This window comes from Acinetobacter sp. F-1 (genome assembly GCF_022869025.1).
Lineage (GTDB): Bacteria > Pseudomonadota > Gammaproteobacteria > Pseudomonadales > Moraxellaceae > Acinetobacter > Acinetobacter pseudolwoffii.
In genome coordinates, this window is sequence record NZ_JAJKFX010000002.1 from 200,440 (window position 1) to 221,850 (window position 21,411).

Annotated in this window: 19 protein-coding genes; 11 read left to right on the forward strand and 8 right to left on the reverse strand. The window is 44.7% G+C overall.

Going from position 1 to position 21,411, the window contains the following annotated elements; all coding sequences use genetic code 11:
* Positions 1-66: 66 nt before the first annotated feature.
* From xerA to LOZ91_RS02890, 6 genes are all read right to left on the reverse strand, one after another.
* Positions 67-1,002: a site-specific tyrosine recombinase/integron integrase gene (gene xerA / locus LOZ91_RS02865; protein WP_005097658.1), complete on the reverse strand. Its 936-nt coding sequence runs from the start codon at positions 1,000-1,002 to the stop codon at positions 67-69.
* The gene (locus tag LOZ91_RS02870; protein ID WP_244782632.1) at positions 1,003-1,608 is read right to left on the reverse strand and encodes an alpha/beta hydrolase; all 606 of its coding nucleotides are present in this window, start codon (positions 1,606-1,608) and stop codon (positions 1,003-1,005) included.
* 93 nt (positions 1,609-1,701) lie between these two features.
* Positions 1,702-2,547 (reverse strand): diaminopimelate epimerase, encoded by an 846-nt coding sequence (dapF, locus tag LOZ91_RS02875; protein WP_100534855.1) that lies wholly within the window; start codon positions 2,545-2,547, stop codon positions 1,702-1,704.
* A 13-nt stretch (positions 2,548-2,560) separates the two neighbouring features.
* Positions 2,561-3,805 carry a diaminopimelate decarboxylase gene (lysA, locus tag LOZ91_RS02880; protein WP_005097661.1) on the reverse strand — a complete coding sequence of 415 codons (1,245 nt, stop codon included), beginning with the start codon at positions 3,803-3,805 and terminating at the stop codon, positions 2,561-2,563.
* Between the two features lie 24 nt (positions 3,806-3,829).
* A complete protein-coding gene (locus LOZ91_RS02885; RefSeq protein WP_005097662.1) occupies positions 3,830-4,063 on the reverse strand; it encodes a lipoprotein in 234 nt (77 codons plus the stop codon).
* Positions 4,064-4,196: 133 nt separating this feature from the next.
* Positions 4,197-5,600, reverse strand: a complete 1,404-nt coding sequence (locus LOZ91_RS02890; protein ID WP_244782633.1) for an amino acid permease — start codon at positions 5,598-5,600, stop codon at positions 4,197-4,199.
* Between the two features lie 320 nt (positions 5,601-5,920).
* Between LOZ91_RS02890 and LOZ91_RS02895 the strand changes: the two genes are divergently transcribed.
* Positions 5,921-7,267, forward strand: a complete 1,347-nt coding sequence (locus LOZ91_RS02895; protein WP_005097666.1) for a sodium:alanine symporter family protein — start codon at positions 5,921-5,923, stop codon at positions 7,265-7,267.
* A 100-nt stretch (positions 7,268-7,367) separates the two neighbouring features.
* Here the strand turns inward: LOZ91_RS02895 and LOZ91_RS02900 are convergent, their stop codons facing one another.
* On the reverse strand, positions 7,368-7,772 hold the full coding sequence (locus tag LOZ91_RS02900; protein WP_005169959.1) for a hypothetical protein: 405 nt from the start codon (positions 7,770-7,772) through the stop codon (positions 7,368-7,370).
* Positions 7,773-7,946: 174 nt separating this feature from the next.
* Here LOZ91_RS02900 and radA point away from each other — a divergent pair, with 174 nt between their 5' ends.
* The 6 genes from radA (at position 7,947) to LOZ91_RS02930 (ending at position 13,702) form a co-directional block, all read left to right on the forward strand.
* On the forward strand, positions 7,947-9,338 hold the full coding sequence (gene radA, locus LOZ91_RS02905) for a DNA repair protein RadA (protein ID WP_244782634.1): 1,392 nt from the start codon (positions 7,947-7,949) through the stop codon (positions 9,336-9,338).
* 118 nt (positions 9,339-9,456) lie between these two features.
* A complete protein-coding gene (locus LOZ91_RS02910; RefSeq protein WP_180096890.1) occupies positions 9,457-10,461 on the forward strand; it encodes a Tim44-like domain-containing protein in 1,005 nt (334 codons plus the stop codon).
* 209 nt (positions 10,462-10,670) lie between these two features.
* On the forward strand, positions 10,671-11,027 hold the full coding sequence (locus LOZ91_RS02915) for a hypothetical protein (protein WP_074383383.1): 357 nt from the start codon (positions 10,671-10,673) through the stop codon (positions 11,025-11,027).
* A gap of 1 nt (position 11,028) precedes the next feature.
* Positions 11,029-12,750: a PepSY-associated TM helix domain-containing protein gene (locus LOZ91_RS02920; protein ID WP_244782635.1), complete on the forward strand. Its 1,722-nt coding sequence runs from the start codon at positions 11,029-11,031 to the stop codon at positions 12,748-12,750.
* On the forward strand, positions 12,747-13,085 hold the full coding sequence (locus LOZ91_RS02925) for a DUF3325 domain-containing protein (protein ID WP_100534857.1): 339 nt from the start codon (positions 12,747-12,749) through the stop codon (positions 13,083-13,085). Before LOZ91_RS02920 ends, LOZ91_RS02925 begins: the two co-directional genes overlap by 4 nt.
* A gap of 98 nt (positions 13,086-13,183) precedes the next feature.
* Positions 13,184-13,702, forward strand: a complete 519-nt coding sequence (locus tag LOZ91_RS02930) for a tetratricopeptide repeat protein (RefSeq protein ID WP_244782636.1) — start codon at positions 13,184-13,186, stop codon at positions 13,700-13,702.
* A 34-nt stretch (positions 13,703-13,736) separates the two neighbouring features.
* On the opposite strand, the gene LOZ91_RS02935 is transcribed toward LOZ91_RS02930, so the two are convergent.
* Positions 13,737-14,765 carry a DUF4917 family protein gene (locus tag LOZ91_RS02935; RefSeq protein WP_244782637.1) on the reverse strand — a complete coding sequence of 343 codons (1,029 nt, stop codon included), beginning with the start codon at positions 14,763-14,765 and terminating at the stop codon, positions 13,737-13,739.
* Between the two features lie 223 nt (positions 14,766-14,988).
* Between LOZ91_RS02935 and ahcY the strand changes: the two genes are divergently transcribed.
* From ahcY to LOZ91_RS02955, 4 genes are all read left to right on the forward strand, one after another.
* A complete protein-coding gene (gene ahcY, locus LOZ91_RS02940) occupies positions 14,989-16,371 on the forward strand; it encodes an adenosylhomocysteinase (protein ID WP_244782638.1) in 1,383 nt (460 codons plus the stop codon).
* A gap of 261 nt (positions 16,372-16,632) precedes the next feature.
* A complete protein-coding gene (metF, locus tag LOZ91_RS02945; RefSeq protein WP_005097677.1) occupies positions 16,633-17,469 on the forward strand; it encodes a methylenetetrahydrofolate reductase [NAD(P)H] in 837 nt (278 codons plus the stop codon).
* A 107-nt stretch (positions 17,470-17,576) separates the two neighbouring features.
* On the forward strand, positions 17,577-18,287 hold the full coding sequence (locus LOZ91_RS02950; protein WP_100329084.1) for a 16S rRNA (uracil(1498)-N(3))-methyltransferase: 711 nt from the start codon (positions 17,577-17,579) through the stop codon (positions 18,285-18,287).
* Between the two features lie 176 nt (positions 18,288-18,463).
* Positions 18,464-21,340 carry a bifunctional diguanylate cyclase/phosphodiesterase gene (locus LOZ91_RS02955; protein ID WP_244782639.1) on the forward strand — a complete coding sequence of 959 codons (2,877 nt, stop codon included), beginning with the start codon at positions 18,464-18,466 and terminating at the stop codon, positions 21,338-21,340.
* Positions 21,341-21,411: the final 71 nt, after the last annotated feature.

Consider the following 21,411-nt stretch of genomic DNA (forward strand, 5'->3'; position numbering starts at 1 on the left):
AAATATGAAAGTTTTATGCCAAAAAAATATATTCATGATTCTTACTTTCTACCACTTGGCGCATGATCAATCCTTTTTATGCTGTGCACGCGGATGCGCCTGATCATAAATTTGTGCCAGATGATCAAAATCGACGTGAGTATAAATCTGGGTGGTGCTTAAATTACTGTGGCCCAGCATTTCCTGAACCGCACGTAAGTCGCGGCTATTCGACAGCATATGACTGGCAAAGCAGTGACGTAACAAATGCGGATGTAAATCCACATTGACGCCTGCGCGCTGCGCCTGAAACTTGACCCGATTTTCAATTTGGCGTGCACCCAGTGGATTGCCCTTCTGGGTAATAAATACATTCGCCTCTGGCACAAAGTCGCCATTCCAGCGTGGATAAAGCTGTAACCAGGCCATGACACTTGCTTTGGCCTTGGAGCCGAAAGGCACAATCCGGGTTTTATTACCTTTACCAGTAATACGTAACAACTGCCGGTTAAAGTCGATATCTTTGATTCTGAGGTTTTGTAATTCGGCCAGACGCAACCCACTGGAATACAGCAACTCCAGAATCGCTTTGTCCCGGAGCCACATTTGCTGCTGGATTTCATTTTCAGGCGCAGGCTGATCGATGATCTGATTCACGGTTTCAATGTCTACCATGCCCGGCAAAGGACGCGATTGGCGCTTTAACTGAAAATCATCAGCCGGATTAAAAGCGAGATGCTGGGCCTGCTCTGCCCATTTCATAAACTGGCGAATGGACGACAGCATGCGCTGAAGACTGCTGGGACTCAGCTGATGCTGTTCGACTTTTTCAGCCAGAAACTGGCGCAGGTCTGTGGCTTCTACATCGTTTAAATTGAGCTGCTCACGCTGGCAAAACTCTAAAAAATCCGAGACATCACGAGCATAGGCCTGCAAGGTATGTTTAGACTGGTTCTGGATTTCACGTTCTTTCAGCCACATATTGAGCAAAAGTTGAGGGGGCACAGTCACTGCATGCTCCATTTAAAATTGCTCCAGATAATCTTGAATCAGTGCTGCCACCTGATCTGCATGAGTGTTGGCAAAGAAATGATTTCCGCCTTGGATGATATGCAGTTTTGCATGTTTAAATATTTTTTCTAAGTATTGTCCTACTTGAATGGTGCTTAGAGGATCATGATCTGCCCAAATTAGCAAAATGGGAATTTCAAGACCGGCGAGCTGATCAGGATTAAATTCAGTGTGATCTTTTACAAACCAGTTCGGTACTGCTTTAAACTGTTCACGATAATCTGTTCGCCAGTCGGCACAGTGAAATCTCTTCAAATTTAAACCGCCTGATGTCGCCAACAATACCAGCCCTTTGACTTTTTGCGGATGCTTAAGCGCTAACCCAACTGCCAGTACACCGCCCATCGACTGGGCAATCAGAATGGAGTCATCCTGAATCTGCCTATTTACTAGTTCTTGCAAATCATACAGGTTTTGAATGGCTACATTTGGCGTCACCCCATCAAATCCTGGATAGGCAATGACCTGCTGATCTGGATATTCGGTTAATGCTGCCCTTAACGGCTGCCAAAAACCTTGGCTGCCAGATGCACCCGGTAAAAATACAAGCTGATTCATGAAGGCATAATCATGCATATTAAATTTCAGTTTCATCCTAACATAAAAAAAGCACCGTTCTGAGCACGGTGCTTTTTTAAAACTTAATGCCGATTAACCCTGAAAATAACGCAAATCCAGACGCCCTTCATACACGGTCGCCGTTGGTCCGGTCATCCAGACCACATCGCCTTCTTTCCACTCGATCTGCAACTTGCCACCTGCCAGCTCGATTTCAACCTTGCTCGACAGCAGACCACGGCGCATACCGGAAATGGCTGCGGCACAGGCACCTGTACCACAGGCCAAAGTCTCGCCGACCCCACGTTCATACACACGCAAACGCGCATGTTTTTCATCAATGATCTGCATAAAGCCAGCATTGACCCGTGCCGGGAAACGCGCATGCGCTTCAACTTGTGGGCCAATACGTGCCACATCGGCAGCAATCACATCCGGTACAATCGTCACCGCATGTGGATTACCCATATTCACCACATCAATGCTCAGCTTTTCACCGCTAGCAAGCTCAATGTCATACAGGCTTTCCGGTGCATCGGCCAAAAATGGAATGTCCTGTGGCAGGAATTTCGGATAGCCCATATTGACCCGCACCCAGCCATTGGCACCCAATTCCGGTTCAACAATACCAGACTTCGTCTGTACCTTGATTTTGGTTTTGCTGGTCAGCTGACGGTCATGTACAAACTTGGCAAAACAGCGCACGCCATTGCCACATTGTTCTACTTCCGAACCATCGGCATTAAAAATCCGATATTTAAAATCTGCACTCGGTACGTCTGGTGGTTCAACCACCAGCAGCTGATCAAAACCAATACCAAAGTTACGATTGGCCAAGCGCTGAATGGTGACCGGATCCAAATAAGCGCGCTGGCTGATCAGATCAACCACCATAAAGTCATTGCCCAGACCATGCATCTTGGTAAATTCTAATAACATCTCGATTTAGTCCTTAAGGCAATAAACGCTCACGTTCCCAGAGTGATTCAATCGTCTCACGTTCACGAATCAGATGTGCCTGATCTGCATCAACCATCACTTCAGCCGCACGGCCGCGACTGTTGTAGTTTGAGCTCATCACAAAACCGTAGGCACCTGCGCCCAAGACTGCCAGTACATCATTTTCTTTGATTGCCAATTCACGCTCTTTACCGAGGAAATCACCGGTTTCACAGATCGCACCTACCACATCCCATTCTTTAGTTTCAGCATCATTACGCGGCGTCACTGGCTGAATGTCCATCCATGCTTCATATAAAGCCGGACGAATCAGGTCGTTCATCGCCGCATCAATGATGGCAAAATTACGATGATTGGTCGGTTTGAGCAGATCGACTTTGGTCAGCAATACACCCGCATTGGCAGAAATACTACGCCCCGGCTCCATATACACTTTCAGGCCCAATTTTTCTAATGCTGGACGTAGCGCATTGGCATATTCTTCAACCGATGGCGGGGTTTCATCTTTATAAGTCACCCCCAGACCACCACCAATATCGATGTGTTTGAGGTGGATACCCATTTCTTTGAGCTGGTCAATCATGACAATGACACGATCCAGCGCATCAACAAAAGGCTGGGTTTCGGTGAGCTGTGAACCGATATGACAGTCAATCCCGACCACATCCAGATTGGCCAGTGACGCCGCATATTGATAGGTTGCAAATACGCTATCAGATGGAATACCGAATTTATTTTCTTTTAGACCGGTTGAAATATAAGGATGGGTTTTGGCATCGACGTCCGGATTCACGCGCAATGAAATCGGCGCTTTAACATTCAATTCAGCCGCAACCTTTTGAATACGATCCAGCTCGGCATGAGATTCCACATTAAAGCAGGCAATGCCCACTTCTAAGGCTTTTTTAATATCTGCTTCAGTTTTACCCAGACCCGAAAATACAATTTTTGCGGCATCACCACCGGCTTTCAGTACACGTGCCAATTCACCGCCGGTCACAATATCAAAACCGGCCCCCTGTTTGGCCAATACATTCAATACCGCAAGATTGGAGTTGGACTTTACCGCGAAACAGATTTGATGATCGATAAAGTTAAAAGCACGGTCCATATCTAAAAAATGCTTTTCCAAGGTGGCTTTGGAATAAACATAGAGAGGTGTGCCAAATTGCTCTGCGAGCTGTTGTAATGAACATTGCTCAGCGTGCAATACCCCATTAATGCGGGTGAAACTCATGAAGGTATCCTTTCTTTGAAAGCGTTAAGGTGTAGTCGTTGAATCTGATGCTTCAGGCGCAGCAAACTGTTGTTGCACAGGGGCATCTCGTTCTTCATCGGAGGCTTTGGATTCAGCTTCGGTATTTTTATATAACAAATACTTGGCACGCTTGTCGTAATCTGGATCATTCGGCAAGTGCAACGCACCTGACTGCCCACAAGCTGCAAGAACAAGACTTGTCGCCAAGATACTGATGTAGCAAATGACTTGATGCATCTGACCACCTAATTGAATAGTGTTTCGATGAAGTATAACGCGATGATCACCATGACCAAAGCGCTAAAGCCTAGAGATTATCTTTAGCGATAAAAAAACGCCAGCAGATCGCTGACGTTTTTATTGATAAGGTTTATTTATGTTTCTGTTTATAGAAACCGAAATAGCCAATAACCAGAAGGATAAACCAGATCGGGCTGACCATCAGTGCTTGACGGGTATCGTCTTCCAGCGCCAACACCACGATCATGCTCAGGAAGAATACGATCACAATCCAGCAGGTCACCAGACCGCCCGGCAACTTAAAGGTCGATTTGGCATGCAATTCTGGACGTGTTTTGTAGTACACGATATAGCTCCAGATAATGATGATCCAGACACAGATAAACAGAATCGTGGATAAAGTCGTTGCTAAAGTGAAAGCGCGGACGGTATCTGGAACGAAATACTGTAGTGCTGCACCCAGCAACAAACATACCGCAGAGAAATACAAGGCATTTGCCGGAACTGCACGACGGTTTAAGCGACCAAAGGCAAGTGGTGCCTGCTCTTCACGCGACAGACCGAACAGCATACGACTGGTCGAGAATACCCCACTGTTCATCGATGACATCACCGAGGACAACACCACCAGGTTCATGATGATCGCAGCTGCGGCAATACCAGCCTGACTAAACAGGTTCACAAAGGGCGAGATATTTGGATCAATCTGATTCCATGGCGTTACCGACATCACAATCAAAAGTGCCAGTACATAGAAAATAATGATACGGATCGGAATCGAGTTCACTGCTTTCGGCAGGTTCTTTTCCGGATCTTTGGTTTCAGCTGCGGTCGTACCCACCAGCTCTACACCCACGAAGGCAAAAATCGCAATCTGGAACCCGGCCAGGAAGCCCATCGCTCCAGTCGGGAAGATACCGCCATGTGACCAGATATGATTAAATGACGCAACTGTGCCGGCATCCGAGGTAAACCCGGTAAAGACCATCCACAGGCCAACGGCAATCAGCACCACAATCGCGATAATCTTGACCAGAGCAAACCAGAATTCCATTTCACCAAACAGTTTGACCGTGACCAGGTTCAAACCCATGATAAACACAATCGCGGCAACGCTGATCATCACTCCTTCTTCAGGACTAAAGGGCAAGCCATTATTGAAGAATTGCAGGTAATAAATAATCGCGGATAGATCTGCGATCCCGATAGTGATCCAGCACAGCCAGTAGGTCCAGCCAACAAAGTATCCGGCCCAAGGCCCGATCAGATCCGTGGCAAAATCAATGAATGATTTATATTGCAAATTCGAGAGTAACAACTCACCGAGTGCACGCATTACCAGAAATACCATAAAACCGATGATCATATAGATCACCAGAATAGAAGGGCCTGCGAGACTGATGGTCTTGCCCGAACCCATAAACAGACCGGTTCCGATGGCGCCACCAATGGCAATAAGCTGTAGATGCCGATTGGATAAGCTTCGCTGTAACTCACCGTGCTCTGCCGATGAACTGTTATATTTTTCTGACATTATTGATTTCAACTTCGAGTTTTACTCGCGACAAATTAACGTAAAAAAGCCTGAATACAAAAAGAAAAATCACATCATTTGTATTTTCTGCCTAAACTGTAAAGTTCATTTATTTTTCTTATATCTCACTCGCGCCAGCTTAACGCTTATTTTTTCGACGCCCGAGATTCAAGAAACTTCTTGTCAAAGCAGCAAAACCATGTAAAAACTAGAACACAATTCCGCCATTTTAAGTATTCAGGATGAATACCGATGGCACAATAATTGCTTTTTAATCAATATCTCGAATTACATAGACATGGATCAATAAGAAGAATTTTATGCAAAATTTACAAAGTTTAATGGAGACTTTAAGCGGCTGGGTCTGGGGCCCTTATATGCTGGTACTGATTGTCGGCACCGGCATATTCCTCACTTTCCGCTTATTGTTCTGGCAATTCCGTATGCTGCCACTGGCCTTCAAACAGGTCTTTGGCAAGCATCCCGAGCACTCAGGTGATATTTCCCAGTTCGCTTCACTGATGACTGCACTGTCTGCCACGATTGGTACCGGTAATATTGCCGGCGTAGCCACCGCCTGTGTGCTGGGTGGTCCGGGTGCGGTCTTCTGGATGTGGATGACTGCGCTGTTTGGTATGGCGACTAAATACGGCGAAGGTGTCCTTGCAGTCAAATACCGAATTAAAAATGAAAAAGGTGAAATGTCGGGTGGTCCGATGTACTACATCGAACGTGGCCTGAAATGGAAATGGCTGGCGCTGATTTTTGCCTTGTTCGGGACACTGGCCTCTTTTGGGATCGGCAGTTCAGTGCAGTCCAATACTGTTGCACTGGCAGTTGAAAACAGTTTGGGGATCGAAACCTGGATGACCGGCATTATCATTACTGCCTTTTCAGCACTGGTGATTTTGGGCGGGATTAAATCGATTTCCAAGGCATCTTCGGTGATTGTTCCAATCATGGCGGTAGGCTATGTGGCTGGTGGTCTGGTCATTATTCTCAACAATTTAGAACTGGTAGCACCTGCACTAAAAATGATCTTCACCTATGCTTTTACTGGTGAAGCTGCAGTAGGCGGTGCGATTGGTGCGGCGATTCGTTATGGTGTAGCACGTGGGGTATTCTCGAATGAAGCCGGCATGGGCTCTGCGCCGATTGCAGCCGCAGCAGCAAAAACCGACCATCCTGCCCGTCAAGGTCTGGTCTCTATGACCGGTACTTTTATTGACACCATTATTGTCTGTTCAATTACTGGTATTGTTCTGGTCATGGGCTACATCATGGCCGGTAATTCATTTGGTGATCAGACCGGTGCAGTACTGACGATTGGCGTGTTCGACAAACTCCTGCCCGGTGTCGGTGGCTGGGTCGTCACCTTCGGAATTATTTTCTTTGCTTATTCCACGATTTTAGGCTGGAGCTACTACGGCGAAAAATGTGCCACTTACTTGCTCGGCGAAAAGTTCGTTCTACCCTATCGTATTATTTATATTGCATCGGTTTTTGTCGGCTGTATCGCGACACTGGATCTGGTCTGGTTATTTGCCGATACCTTTAATGGTCTGATGGCGGTTCCCAACCTGATTGCATTGCTGTTATTGTCTGGCGTGATTGCCAAGGAATCGAAAGACTTCATCGCAAGACGTAAATCTGGTGAACTTTATTAACCGCCTTATTGCTTAAATCCCGAACCAAGAGAATAAAAAGCCACATCAATTGTGGCTTTTTATTATTAATTATTCGAAATTCAAATCCAATATTCATGTTCTATGAGCGTAAACCGCCCCATTCTGGTAATTTGCCGTCAGATTCGAGTTCAAGTGCCAGTCCTAAAGATAAAACAAAAAACTGAATGCCTTCAATTTTCATATTGCCCTGATCATCTTCCAAGTACTCGCTCAGTTTTTGATAAGTTTTATGCTGCAGGTCAAAAGGTACATCCAGATATAGACTGCCCGAATACACGTCACTGCGGACTGTGGGCTCAATGCCCAAACACGGTATATAACGGATACCCTGTTGCTCTAACCAGCCGATAAACATTTGCCGAACCGAGTGAGCGTCCTGATCTGGGTATACATACTGTTCAAAATGCACAAACAGCACATCACGGTTTTTTTCACGTGCGATCGCATCAATATGTTTCAGCAATTGTGACAAGATCTGTTCCATTTCAGCATAACAAGACGGGCATTATAGACGGCGTTGATACACAACATCCGAATAAGCACAAATAAAAACGACAAGCCTTGTCGTAAAAACCATGATTTCTCAGGTGAAAGGCTTGGTTTTAGATCACATTCACCGCTATGCTGTCAGTCAATTTCAATCGCTTCATCTTAAAATATGGCTAAAGCAAAAAGTGTCTATCGTTGTGAACAATGTGGTGCAGATCATCCGAAATGGTCGGGACAATGTTCGGAATGTGGGGAATGGAACAGCCTGACTGAGGTCAGCATTGCACCTGCGGTTACACATCGGGCTCAGCCAAAAATCGCGGGTGGATATGCAGGTCAGGCATCCACAATCACCATCTTAAATCAGGTCTCAGTCTCGCATGAAACACGCTTACCGACCGGTATCAGTGAGTTTGACCGGGTTCTGGGTGGCGGACTGGTGACGGGTTCAGTGGTTCTGATCGGTGGTGATCCCGGCATTGGTAAATCAACCATTTTGCTGCAAACAGCCACGCATATGGCCTCTGCCAAAAATCCGGCCTTATATGTCACCGGCGAAGAATCCCTGTCTCAGGTCGCATTACGTGCCCAGCGTCTGGATCTGCCAACCGATCAGCTCAAGGTCATGGCAGAAACCTGTGTCGAACGCATTTGTGAAGTATTGGCCCAGCAACGTCCTGCTGTCGCAATTCTGGACTCAATTCAAACCCTGTATACCGAGACCTTACAATCGGCTCCAGGTGGAGTCTCGCAGATTCGTGAATCCGCTGCCCTGCTGACCCGCTTTGCCAAAAACAGCGGTACCTCTTTATTTCTGGTCGGCCACGTCACCAAAGAAGGTGCATTGGCAGGCCCACGCGTACTTGAGCATATGGTCGATTGTGTGCTGTATTTTGAAGGTCAGTCCGATTCACGTTACCGGATGATCCGTGCCGTCAAAAACCGTTTTGGCGCGGTGAATGAACTCGGGGTGTTTGGCATGACCGACAAAGGGCTGCGCGAAGTGTCCAATCCATCTGCAATATTTTTAAGCCGTTATGATGAAGCGATTCCGGGCTCGATTGTCATGATCAGTCGTGAAGGCACGCGTCCACTCCTGGTCGAAGTACAGGCTTTGGTCGATGATGCGCATGGTCAGTCACGACGGGTCGCGCTGGGTCTGGACCAGAACCGCCTGAATATGCTCTTGGCCGTCATGCACCGGCATGGTGGTGTACAAACCTCAGGTCAGGATGTGTATGTCAATATTGTTGGTGGTCTTAAAATTACAGAAACCGGCTCCGATCTGGCGGTACTTCTGGCCTGCGCTTCCAGTATTCGTGGCAAGGCCTTACCACAACAACTGGCTGTTTTTGGGGAAGTCGGGCTGTCTGGTGAAATTCGTCCCGTGCCAAATGGACAGGAACGTCTGAAAGAAGCGATCAAGCATGGTTTTAAATACATTATTGTGCCACGTGGCAATGCACCGCAAAAAACCATTGCAGGCGTGCAAATTATTGCTGTTGCCCGTTTGCATGAAGCCCTGAGTGAAGCCATGTCTTTAAGTGATGAGCTAAATTAAGCATCAGGCAGTGAATTTGCAGTAAAGCGCAAAAAAATACAGATTTTTGATTGAAATTCCACACAAAGCCTATATAAATAGACTGTACAAATAGGTTTTATTCTCATAGGAAAAATGAATGCAAGTTCGACAGCGCGGTTTGATTACAGGTATCTTGACAGCAGTATTATTGGTTGCGCCTTTTGCTGCTGAAGCAAAACGTGCCGGTGGCGGTAAAAGTCACGGTATGCAACGTTCTGCACAGCCTACCCAATCTTATCAACAACCTCGTCAAGCTGCGCCTGCTCAACAAGCGCCAGCTGCCGGTGCTGCAACCCAGCAAAAATCTGGCCCAGGTGTGGGTGGTATGGTTGCTGCCGGTGTAGCGGGTGCTGCGATTGGTGCCGTAGCTGCCAATGCATTGGCCGATGATCAAAGTGTGGCAGCGTCTGAAGCTCAGGCGGCTCCAGCAGAAGAGGAAAAAGGTGGTATTCCAGGCTGGATCTGGATCCTGCTTGCTGCTGCTGTTGCCTTCTTCATTTTCCGTAAGATGGGCGCAAAAAAAAAAGTAGCTTCTAATCCATTTGCACCAAATAGCGGTGCTGGGAATACAGCACCTTTTGGTCAAGCACCGACTGCACCTCGCGGTGGTGACAATAGCAATATCTTTGGTCAGAATGTTGGCGGTCAAACGCCAAGCACTAATGCACCGTTTGGTTCTGCGCCGGCAAATACTGCGCCTTTCGGCACGGCTTATACCCAAAGCGGCAGCCAGTTACCGGATGGTACTGAACCTGCCGCGTTCTTGCGTGTCGCACGTCAGCGTTTTAACCACATTCAGTCTATGAATACGGCAAGCAATATTTCGGAAATTCAGCGTTACCTAACTCCTGATCTTTATCAGTCAATGCGTAATGACATCATGAGCAATCAGGATCAGGATGTGGCCGAGTTTTCAAATCTGAATGCCATGGTGGTAGATTCATCGACTGACAATGGTCAGTATATTGTCAGCGTACGCTTTACCGGTACGGTAAGCGAAGACTTGAACAGCTTGCCACAACCGTTTGCAGAAATCTGGCATTTCACTAAACCAGCAGGTTCAAATCAGGACTGGGTGGTTGCAGGTATTCAGCAAGACTAATTCTGAACAGATAATATTTAGACAGCGGCTTTCGAGCCGCTGTTTTTATTTTTAAAGCTTATATTTTTTAATACCCCCCCTTTTAGCCTGTCCAATAGTTCTTTTTATTTTTCATATAAATAGTTTGATGTTTCGTATTTAAAATATAAACAATAATTGTTATCATTCGCATCGAAATAGCTTAACAAGTTTAATAGATAGAATTTTCGATGATGAGTAGTCCGAATATGCATGCAATAGCGACTGAAACAGTTACTGCACCGAGTCCATCGAGCAAAAATAAAGTTAAAGCAAATCTGCTGGTTTATCGTGGGATGATTTTATATCGTTTTCTTCTGGCTGGTGTCGGCGGTTATATGCTTGCCTCGCTGGCTGCCGTCGTGATTGCCCAGATGTTTATGGATGCAGGAAGCAGTGCTGCCATGTCAGCCACCCTGATTGGTTTTAGCCTGAATACCGCAGCCTTTATTTGGGTATTTATGGTCAACAAAACTGTCAAGGCAACGCTCGGAATCGTAATTCCCAGTGTTTTGCTCTATATCGCATATAAATTCCTAGGAAATTAAGATGAGAGTAGATGCAAAACAGGAAGGGCCACGCCAGTCGATGTCATGGTTGCATACCTGGGCCAGTCTGATTTTAGGCTGGCTTTTATATGCGATTTTTTTAACTGGAACTTTAAGTTTTTTCCAGAATGAAATCAGCATCTGGATGAAACCGGAATTTCATCAGTCAGTCCCACAAAAGTCCCAAATCGAACAGACCCGTGTCGCATTGGCTTATCTGCAACAGCATCATCCGGATGCCGGCAGCTGGGCGATTCAGCTGCCTAACTCACGCCAGAATACCACCATACTGAATATTCGCGGTGCCGGTGAAGATCCGCGTGCCCGTCGTGGCGGTACCCGCCTAACCATTGACAGTGCAACCGGTGAAGTGCTGCAAGCCCGTGAAACACGCGGTGGTTCATTCTTATACCGTTTTCATTTTGAACTGTACGGACTGCCCCGAATCTGGGCGCGCTGGATTGTCGGCATTGCAACCTTGCTCATGCTGGTGGCGATTATCAGCGGTGTGATTACCCATAAGAAAATTTTTAAGGATTTCTTTACTTTCCGTCCTGGCAAAGGTCAGCGCTCCTGGCTGGATGCCCATAATGCAACGGCGGTATTTGCCCTGCCGTTCCATATCATGATTACCTTTAGCGGTTTGTTACTGCTGCTGTTTACCCTGATGCCTTGGGGTGTCAGCCAGATTTATGAAAATCGAGGCGCATTTCTGCAAGATCAACGTAAGAGCTTGATTCAGGACAATAGCGTTCAGGCTGAATCCGGTGATAGTGACCAGCGTCGACCGCGTAGTGAGGGAGAGAATCGTGGTGAACGTGGTGATATGTCTGCACGGGGTGAAGCTCGCCGTTCGCGTGGCGATGCGTCACCTGCCCGCCCTGCGCCATTGGCAGACTTAGCGCCCATTCTTGCAGCAGCAGAAAAGCAATGGAAAAACAATCCGGTTGCTACAATTAACATCATCCAGCCAAATACCGCCAAAGCTGAAATTGAACTTCGTGCCTTAAATGGGGTCAGCGTAGCCTATCGTAATGTTTATCCGAGTCTGGCTTTCAATGGCGTGACGGGTGAATTAAAGCTGGATCAAACCACACTGAAAACACCTTCAGTTGCAAACGGTATTTATAACGTATTTACCACATTGCATGAAGCACGTGGCGTGGACTTGGCTCTACGCTGGTTATTGTTCATGTCTGGTGTGGTCGGCACATTCATGATTGCGACTGGTTTGATTCTGTGGTGTGTCAAACGCGCACCACAACAACAAAAGCAAGGCTATAAATCTTTTGGTTATCGTCTTGTGGAAGTGACTAATATCGCGGCAATTATCGGTTTACCGATTGCCTGTGCTGCCTACTTTTATGCCAACCGTTTTATTCCGGCAGACATGGACATGCGTTTGAACTGGGAAATTCGCAGCTTCTTTATCGCGTGGTTGCTGACCTTAGTTTATGCCATGATTCGTAGCAATCGTCAGGCCTGGCTAGAGCTGCTCCTGCTTGCAACAGCAGCATTTGCCCTACTCCCAATTGTAAACTTCCTGACCGGCGGTCAGGCAATCTGGAACAGCATCATGCATGGTCAGTGGATGATTGCTTCTTTTGATCTGGCGATGTGGGCGCTTGCAATCCTATTCTGGTTTGCATTCAAGAAAGTGAAAAACCATAAAGGCTTGCCGCCTAAAAAATCTAAAGTGATGCTCAAGGAGAATCAGGCATGATGTTCTTCTTATTGATTTGGGCTTTGACTTCTCTCGGTATGTTTGCACTTGCCGCGTCGATGTCCAAACATCAGAAACAGATCTTTGCTAAAGAGCTAGATGCTCCCAAAACCAAAATAGCCAGCATTCTTGGCTGGGTGATATTAACGATTGCGCTCATCCTGTGCCTGTTCGCAGGTACAATCAGTAACATGATCAGTTATTGGCTGGGCAGTTTAACTTTTGCAGCATTGGTCGTTGGTTTAAGCCTGAGCTATCTGGAAAGTAAAATTAAAGTAATCGCCTCAATCTGTGTGGTAATCGCCGTGATTTCAGCAATCATTTGCTTGGTCTAAAATTCTAATTTACCCCCTCATACTTGAAAAGCTGATCTTCGGATTGGCTTTTTTAATTTAAACCTTTAGTCTACGCATAATATTTTTGAGATGTTGATATGACCCAGCGTGTTTCTCCCTCTGCTGCCCTGACCAATCTTGCCTTAGCAGGCAATGCTGAAGCGCAATTTGAATTGGCTGAACTGTATATGCAAAGCGAGCATGATGATGACATCATTCTGGCTGAAGAATGGGCATTGAAAGCTGCCAACGGCGGACTGGTTGATGCGATGTACTGGTTAGGTGAAGGTTATACCGTTTATGCCAAAGAACTGACTGAAGAAGATCCGGAAGAATCTAAAGCTCACTTTGAGTTAGCCTATTACTGGTTAAGTAAGGCCAATATCGAGAAGCACCCTGCTGCGACTTTAGAGCTGGCCGGTTTTTACCGTCGCGGTGATGTAATTGAAAAAGACGTGGAAAAATCGATTGCTTTGGTCAAACAAGCCGCGGAACTTGGCGAAGTTCAAGCAATGCGCGATCTTGCATTTATTTATGCCAATGGTTTAGGCGTAGATGGCGATGAAGAACAGGCTGAGTTCTGGACTAATAAAGCAAATGCTGCTGAAGCTAAATAAGTAAGAAAAGCCCGTCAGATGATGGGCTTCTTATTTAAGAATTATTCCAACATCCTGAACTTTGGCTGTCAAAAAATTCTACTTCGATATTTGGAGCTACTTTTTCATTTTTTATAAGCCTATAAATTCGATGGCACTCTTCCTGATTATTTTGAAATATAGAAATAGCCACCTTACCTGATTGGTTGTTCTTAAATATCTGCTTTACCAAATGTGATTCCTGCTTGCCTAAGCTCCAGCCATAAATGACTAAATTAGCTTTTTGAGTTATTAAATCTGGTAGAACTTCATAGAAAATAGTACTCAAATAGGGACTACTTTTTATAGATTCAAGCTTTTTAGTTCCCGTACCCTCGGCAACAAATAAAGGAATTTTATTATCTTCCCATTGTGAAGTAATAACTTCTAACAAACCCTCAAAATCCCCTCTTTGAACTTTAGTTTCGGTATTTTTTGTATCTCTGAAAATAGATAAATTACCATGTTGATAAAGACTCAAAGTTACTTCTTTTTCCTTACGAATAGGATTTCTCAAATCTTGCCAATTATTTCTAAATAGCCCGCTACCTTGAAAACAATCTTTAAATCTATGTCCATCTTCATTTCTATTTCCATACATTAAAATCCAATACAGGATTAAATCGTAATTAAGGGAGACTACTGTTCTAAATTGTTTTGTAAATTGATATAGCTGAGGTAATTGATTCGCGATATCAGAATGTTCACAATGAACTTCCTTCACCACTTTAATAAGAGCTTCTTTTATATTTTCGTAAGCTGAATCAATTTTTTGATCAATTATTCCCAAATGCTTATTTACTAACTTCGCATGCCAAACCAATCGTAAAATTAATTCAAAATCAGATGTATCAAACTCAATAAAAAGTTTAGATATATCCTCATTAAAAAGTCTTAATTTTTCAGCCTCTTCTTTTAAAGAATCAAAACGAAATTTTTGATGCAAAGCAACACTCGCCCCATTACCAATAATTAAATTGCCATTCTCATAATCATCCTTAATTTCAGCCCAGTCTTTGATTGCATACTCAAAACCATCATTCATAGTTTATTCTCAAAATTTTCTTATTAGTCAGATAATAATCAATTTAAGATTGGAACAAAATCAATTTCCAAGTACAATACTGCGCTAGTCGAGGGATGCTGCGACGTTTTACAGGCACTAAATGTAAAATCGCTAGGCTCGACCATCGGTCAGACATTCGTTCTGATCAACAACGGCATCCGCGAACAGAACGATCCAATCTATTTTTTCCTAGGAGATCCTGATGAACGCGGTTACTGCTTCATTTACAGATTACAAAGTTGCTGATATTTCACTTGCTGATTACGGCCGTAAAGAAATTAAACTTGCAGAAGCTGAAATGCCAGCCCTAATGGGTCTGCGTAAACGCTACTCGGCAGCAAAACCACTGGCAGGCGCAAAAATTCTCGGCTGTATCCACATGACTATTCAAACCGCTGTTCTTATTGAAACACTGGTTGAATTGGGCGCCGAAGTTCGCTGGACTTCATGTAACATCTTCTCGACTCAAGATCATGCTGCTGCTGCAATCGCTGCTGCGGGTATTCCTGTGTTTGCCTGGAAAGGCGAAACTGAAGAAGAATACATGTGGTGTCTTGAACAACAAATCAATGTAAATGGCACGCCTTGGGATGCCAACATGATTCTTGACGATGGCGGTGATTTAACGCTACTTGTTCATGAAAAATACCCAGAAGTGATTGCTAAAATCCACGGTGTCACTGAAGAAACAACGACAGGTGTTCAACGTCTGTATGAAATGCTTCGTGATGGCACTTTAAAAGTTCCTGCAATCAACGTAAATGATTCAGTAACCAAGTCTAAAAACGACAACAAATACGGTTGCCGTCACTCACTAAATGATGCAATCAAACGTGGTACAGATATGCTTTTATCTGGCCGTCGTGCGCTGGTAATCGGTTACGGTGACGTAGGTAAAGGTTCTGCTCAATCCCTTCGTCAAGAAGGCATGATTGTACGCGTAACTGAAGTTGATCCAATTTGTGCAATGCAAGCATGCATGGACGGTTACGAAGTTGTATCTCCATACAAAAATGGCGTACAAACTGGCAAGAAAGAAGACGTGAATCTTGATCTTCTTCAAAACACTGACCTGATCGTGACTACAACGGGTAACTACCACGTGTGTGACTCAGCAATGCTTGATTCATTAAAAGCAGGCGCTGTTGTATGTAACATCGGTCATTTCGATACTGAAATTGATACAGCTTACCTACGTGGCTACAAGTGGGTTGAAGTGAAACCTCAAGTACACCAAGTGTATCGTTCAGAAAATGAAAATGATTACCTGATCCTTCTTTCTGAAGGTCGTTTGGTAAACCTTGGTAATGCGACTGGTCACCCATCACGTATTATGGATGGTTCATTTGCCAACCAGGTATTGGGTCAAATGCATTTATTCGCTGAGAAATTTGCTGATCTTCCAGAATCTGAAAAAGCTGCGCAAATTCGTGTAGAGCTTCTTCCTAAGAAATTAGACGAAGAAGTCGCTGCTGCAATGGTTGCAGGTTTTGGTGGTGTTCTGACTCAATTAACTCAAGAGCAAGCGGATTACTTAGGCGTTGCTGTTGAAGGTCCGTTTAAATCTGAGACTTATAAATACTAATTGCCCTCACCCTATCCCTCTCCTGAGCGAAATTTAAGCACAGCTTTGAAGTTCAGCGCAAGAGAGGGTGAATCTCTCAAGCCATTTACATGACAAGCTTAAGTTTGGTATGTAAAGAATTTGAGTCAAAACCCTGCATAATTCAGTAATGAATACTCCTCTCCTGAGCGAAATTTAAGCACTGCTTTAAAGTGAAGCGCAAGAGAGGACAGGGAGAGGGTGAAAATTAAAACAGTATTTATAAAAAAAAAGGATTTCAACATGTCTAAGCAAATTCCAATTTCATTTGAATTCTTCCCGACCAAAACTGATGTAGGTGCGGAAAAACTCAAAGTGGTTCATCAAGAACTACAATTGCTCAATCCAGAATTCTTCTCTGTGACCTATGGTGCAGGCGGTTCAACTCGTGAACGCACCCTGTCTACCATCAACGATTTTAATGGCAAAGGTGCACCGGTTGCCCCTCACCTGTCATGTATCGGCGATGATAAAGCGCGTATTGCAGAACTGCTTGATCTGTACAAATCACAAGGCATTGACCGTATTGTTGCCCTCCGCGGTGACTTGCCATCAGGTCAGGTTGGTTTGGGTGAATTACCCTATGCCGCTGATCTGGTTCGCTTTATCCGTGAATATTCAGGCGATCATTTCAAGATTGAAGTCGCAGCTTATCCGGAAATGCATCCTCAGGCAGAAAGCTTTGATCAAGACATCCAGCACTTTGTTGAAAAAGTACAAGCTGGTGCCAATGCAGCATTAACCCAGTTTTTCTTCAATCCAGATGCTTATTTCTACTTTGTAGAGCGCATCCAGAAAGCCGGAATTGATATTCCTGTGGCGCCGGGCATTATGCCAATCACTAATGCCAGCAACCTGATCCGCTTTGCGGACGGTACCGGTGCCGAGATTCCACGCTGGATTCGCAAGCAACTGGCAACCTATGGTGATGATACTGCCAGCATCAAAGCCTTTGGCCACGAAGTTGTGGTTAAATTCTGTGAGCGTCTACTTGCAGGTGGCGCACCAAGCTTGCACTTCTACACCATGAACACCACTGATCCTACACGCCAACTTGTAAAAGACTTAGGTCTAGCATAAGTTTTTAGGCTGCATTGATCTCACCCATTTTCTCCCTTTGAGAGAAACACAAAGAGGGTGTAAATGCAATGCAGTCTTGTTTTGTTCCATCTGAGAGTAATCCTTACATGCCACGTTTTTTTATTGAAGCAGACTTAAATGTTGATACTACGGTTGAGTTAACGGAAACCGTTTTTCATCATTGGGTAAAGGTATTACGCGCTCAAGCGGACGAAGCCGCGACCCTGTTCAATGGACAGGGTGGCGAATATGAAGTGACCTTAACTGAGGTTGCTAAAAAATCAGCCACAGTATCGGTCAATGCATTTAATCCCGCCAATCGCACACCCAAGTTCCAGGCCTTGCTCGGTCAGGTGATGAGCAAAGGCGACCGCATGGATTATGCGATTCAAAAAGCTGTGGAATTGGGCGTTTCCGAAATTCAGCTGCTGACTTCGGATCGTTGTGAAATGCGCTTGAAGTATGATCGTGACCAGAAAAAACTGGATCACTGGCAAGGGATCGCGATTGCAGCATGTGAACAGTGTGGACTGAATATTGTGCCTAAAATTTTAGCACCAATATCACTTGAAAAATGGTTGGAAACCGAGCTACCCAAGACCAAACTGGTTTTGGCGCCCAATAAAGATGAAACAGATGTACTGGCAGATGCGACCCTGGATATTGCCCTGCTGATTGGCCCTGAAGGCGGTCTCAGTGAGGCAGAAATTACAGCAGCAAATGCAAAAGGTTTTCTAAACTGGTGTATTGGTGAACGCGTACTACGTACCGAAACAGCTCCTGTCGTGGCCCTTTCAATTTTGAACTATAATCTCTAGTTCATCAGGCCAGTAAAAATTTGTCTTTAATTTTGTTGATTTTTATTCCTAAGACCTCTAATCTCGACGAAAGAATAATAACTATTGATGAGTTAATTTTACACATTTCCTGGAGTTTTTTTATAAGAACAATACATAGGGAAAAACGTTTAGGATGAATACAGGCATTGAATCACATGGTTGATAAGCAAGACGACTATATCCAGCAGCATTTGCATCATGCTCAGATTGCGAACACACTTCGCCATAGTCGCTATTTTTTAATCAGTATAATGGTGATTTGCCTTTATATTTTTTGTATTTATCACCTTCAATATCGTCCTTCCAATACCTATTTTAATACCTGGTTTATTCTGACCGAGCTACTGGTCAGTATATGCTGGTTGGTGAGCACACTTTATTTTAAGCCTGAACAATATGATTTGAAAGGCGCACATCGCTGGTTACAGATTCAGAGTCTTGCCGTCGGGAGCTGTATTGCTGTCGGTATTTATACAATTTATTACTATTTGCCGCAGGCCAATCCTGCATTCGAAGATATTGAAGCACTGACCTTGTCTGCTCTGCTCCTGATTGTGACTCAGGCATTTGGCTTGACTTATCTGACCCAAAAACTCAGTTATTTCTGCCTGGTATTTTTACCTTCTTTATTCCCTTTTTTATTGTCGCAAATTTATCATGTCAGCCTTTCCAATCCCTTCTTCGGTCTGGCCTTAAATTTTGCGGTGATTGTCATTCTGCTGTGTGCCAATAGTAGTTATCGTATTCATCGCCGGACATCGCGCTTGTATGCAGAAAACAGTCTGCTGGTTAAAAATGCCGAACAGCAAGTGGCCTGGACTGATGAGCTGTGCCAGCAACTGCAAACTGAAGTCAATAAATCCAAAGATATTGAATTACAATTACAGCTCAACAATCAATTACTGGAACAAAAAGTACGGGAACGTACCTATAATATTGAACAGATTAATCATCATTTGAAAAATCAGCAACAGAACCTGGATCTTGCCCATGAGATTGCCGGCATTCGCCCATGGGACTGGAATATCAAAGACCGTCTCATTACATTAACCAATCATAAAGATGAAAAAATTCTGCGTGATTCCAAAGATCATCATCTGCAATTAGAGCATCTGATTCACCCTGATGATCTGGACTATTTTAAGCGCAACATGAAACAGCATTTACGTGGCCAGATTGAGCGTTATGATGCCACTTACCGGATTCTGCTCAGTGATGGCAGCTGGAACTGGGTGCATGATATTGGCCGCGTGATTAGCCGTGATCCTAAAAATAACAAACCTTTGCGAATGGTAGGTATTCGTCGTGATATTCAGCAGGAACGTATTTCTCAAGAACGTTTAAAACTGGTTGCCAGTGTACTGGAACAGGCCGCGGAAGGGATTTTTATTCTCAATCCTGAACTGTATTATATTGATGTCAATCCTCACTATGAATACCTGAGTGGCTTTGAGCGTGAGCAGATCATCGGTAAGTCTTTATTCGATCTTGTTGCACAAAATAAAGCTGAACAGCGCAGTAACCATGCCAGTATTATCAAACAGCTTCAAAAGATTGGCTCCTATGATGGCGAGGTATACGCCAAATTCATGTCGGGCAAACAATCCGCCTTATGGTTACACATCAATGCCGTCACCGATGATGAAGGCCGGATTACCCATTATGTCGGGATTGTCTCGGATCTGACCGAACGCAAATTACAGGAACAGCGCCTGTCTTATCTGGAAAATTATGACCCACTGACCGATTTACCGAATCGTTTCTATTATAACTATCAGCTGCATCAATATCTGGTCTCGCAAAAAGACTCCATTCAGCAGATGGCCGTGATTCGCCTGAATATCGATCGCTTCCGTCCATTAAATGAATATCTATCCAATAATGGCGGGGACGAACTTTTACGTCAGGTCGCGCAGCGCCTGCGCATGAATAATGCAGAAGCCTTGTTTGTGGCACATCTGAATGGTGATGATTTTGCAATTATCTATGAGATTTCACATATTCGCCCTTCAGTACAGCGACACTGTGAACGCATCGCTCAGGCATTTACCACTCCATTTAATATTTACGGTCAGGATTATGTGATCACGCTTTCCATGGGCGTGGCATTTTATCCAGATCATGGTCGTCAACTCGATTATTTAAACAACTGTGCCGAACAGGCCCTGAACGAAGCTAAAAATCTGGGGGGCAATACCATTCACTTTTATTCTAATCAAAGTGATGGCCTACAAGAAACGGGGATTTTTCTGGAACGGGATTTGCGTAAAGCCATCCAGAATAATGAGCTGATTGTTTATTATCAGCCAAAAATTAATTTCAGTGATCAGCGCATTTATGGCTTTGAAGCCTTGATTCGCTGGAATCATCCCGAAAAAGGCATTATTCCACCCGGCTTGTTTATCCCTTTAGCCGAACAGACCAGCCTGATTTCAGATATTGGCCGTCTGGTCATCCAGCAGACAGCCAAACAGATTCGCCAATGGAACAATCTGGGCTTTAATCATATTTGTGTATCAGTCAACGTCGTGGCGCAGCAATTGCGCCGCGGTCAGTTACTCGATGATCTGGATCAGGCCATTGCCGATAACCAGGTTTCAGGTGCCAGTCTGGAACTGGAAATTACCGAATCTTCTTTAATTGAAAATTCGGAAGCAGTCAAAAACCTGCTGAATGAAATCAAACAGCGACAGATCCATATTGCTCTGGATGATTTTGGCACGGGGTATTCATCCCTGTCCTATCTTGCTGATTTCCCGATTGATACCCTAAAAATTGACCGCAGTTTTGTGTCCAAGATTGGTAAAAACAAACAGGAAGCCATTGTCAGTGCCATGGTGGCGATGGGTAAAGCCATGGGCATGACCGTAGTGGCAGAAGGCATCGAGACTGAAGAGCAGTTAGCATATCTGCGTGATTTAGACTGTGATATCGCTCAAGGATATTTATTCTCCAAACCGCTGCCAGAAGAGGAAGCCACTGCGTATTTGACACAAAATATGACCAATGATTCTTATACTTATCAAGTCTAAGTTTATACCCTCTCCCAATAAGATTGTTGGAAAAACGGCCGTCTTTGGCTGTGCGAACTGGCGAACAAATG

Bases quoted from the DNA above. Each gene is read 5' to 3' on its own strand.
- LOZ91_RS02935 (WP_244782637.1), bottom strand. From the start codon at position 14,765: ATGAATGATGGTTTTGAGTATGCAATCAAAGACTGGGCTGAAATTAAG.
- lysA (WP_005097661.1), bottom strand. From the start codon at position 3,805: ATGAGTTTCACCCGCATTAATGGGGTATTGCACGCTGAGCAATGTTCA.
- metF (WP_005097677.1), top strand. From the start codon at position 16,633: ATGTCTAAGCAAATTCCAATTTCATTTGAATTCTTCCCGACCAAAACT.
- LOZ91_RS02870 (WP_244782632.1), bottom strand. From the start codon at position 1,608: ATGAATCAGCTTGTATTTTTACCGGGTGCATCTGGCAGCCAAGGTTTT.
- LOZ91_RS02930 (WP_244782636.1), top strand. From the start codon at position 13,184: ATGACCCAGCGTGTTTCTCCCTCTGCTGCCCTGACCAATCTTGCCTTA.
- LOZ91_RS02950 (WP_100329084.1), top strand. From the start codon at position 17,577: ATGCCACGTTTTTTTATTGAAGCAGACTTAAATGTTGATACTACGGTT.
- LOZ91_RS02920 (WP_244782635.1), top strand. From the start codon at position 11,029: ATGAGAGTAGATGCAAAACAGGAAGGGCCACGCCAGTCGATGTCATGG.
- LOZ91_RS02910 (WP_180096890.1), top strand. From the start codon at position 9,457: ATGCAAGTTCGACAGCGCGGTTTGATTACAGGTATCTTGACAGCAGTA.
- LOZ91_RS02895 (WP_005097666.1), top strand. From the start codon at position 5,921: ATGCAAAATTTACAAAGTTTAATGGAGACTTTAAGCGGCTGGGTCTGG.
- xerA (WP_005097658.1), bottom strand. From the start codon at position 1,002: ATGGAGCATGCAGTGACTGTGCCCCCTCAACTTTTGCTCAATATGTGG.
- LOZ91_RS02885 (WP_005097662.1), bottom strand. From the start codon at position 4,063: ATGCATCAAGTCATTTGCTACATCAGTATCTTGGCGACAAGTCTTGTT.
- radA (WP_244782634.1), top strand. From the start codon at position 7,947: ATGGCTAAAGCAAAAAGTGTCTATCGTTGTGAACAATGTGGTGCAGAT.
- LOZ91_RS02955 (WP_244782639.1), top strand. From the start codon at position 18,464: ATGGTTGATAAGCAAGACGACTATATCCAGCAGCATTTGCATCATGCT.
- dapF (WP_100534855.1), bottom strand. From the start codon at position 2,547: ATGTTATTAGAATTTACCAAGATGCATGGTCTGGGCAATGACTTTATG.
- LOZ91_RS02915 (WP_074383383.1), top strand. From the start codon at position 10,671: ATGATGAGTAGTCCGAATATGCATGCAATAGCGACTGAAACAGTTACT.
- LOZ91_RS02925 (WP_100534857.1), top strand. From the start codon at position 12,747: ATGATGTTCTTCTTATTGATTTGGGCTTTGACTTCTCTCGGTATGTTT.
- LOZ91_RS02890 (WP_244782633.1), bottom strand. From the start codon at position 5,600: ATGTCAGAAAAATATAACAGTTCATCGGCAGAGCACGGTGAGTTACAG.
- ahcY (WP_244782638.1), top strand. From the start codon at position 14,989: ATGAACGCGGTTACTGCTTCATTTACAGATTACAAAGTTGCTGATATT.
- LOZ91_RS02900 (WP_005169959.1), bottom strand. From the start codon at position 7,772: ATGGAACAGATCTTGTCACAATTGCTGAAACATATTGATGCGATCGCA.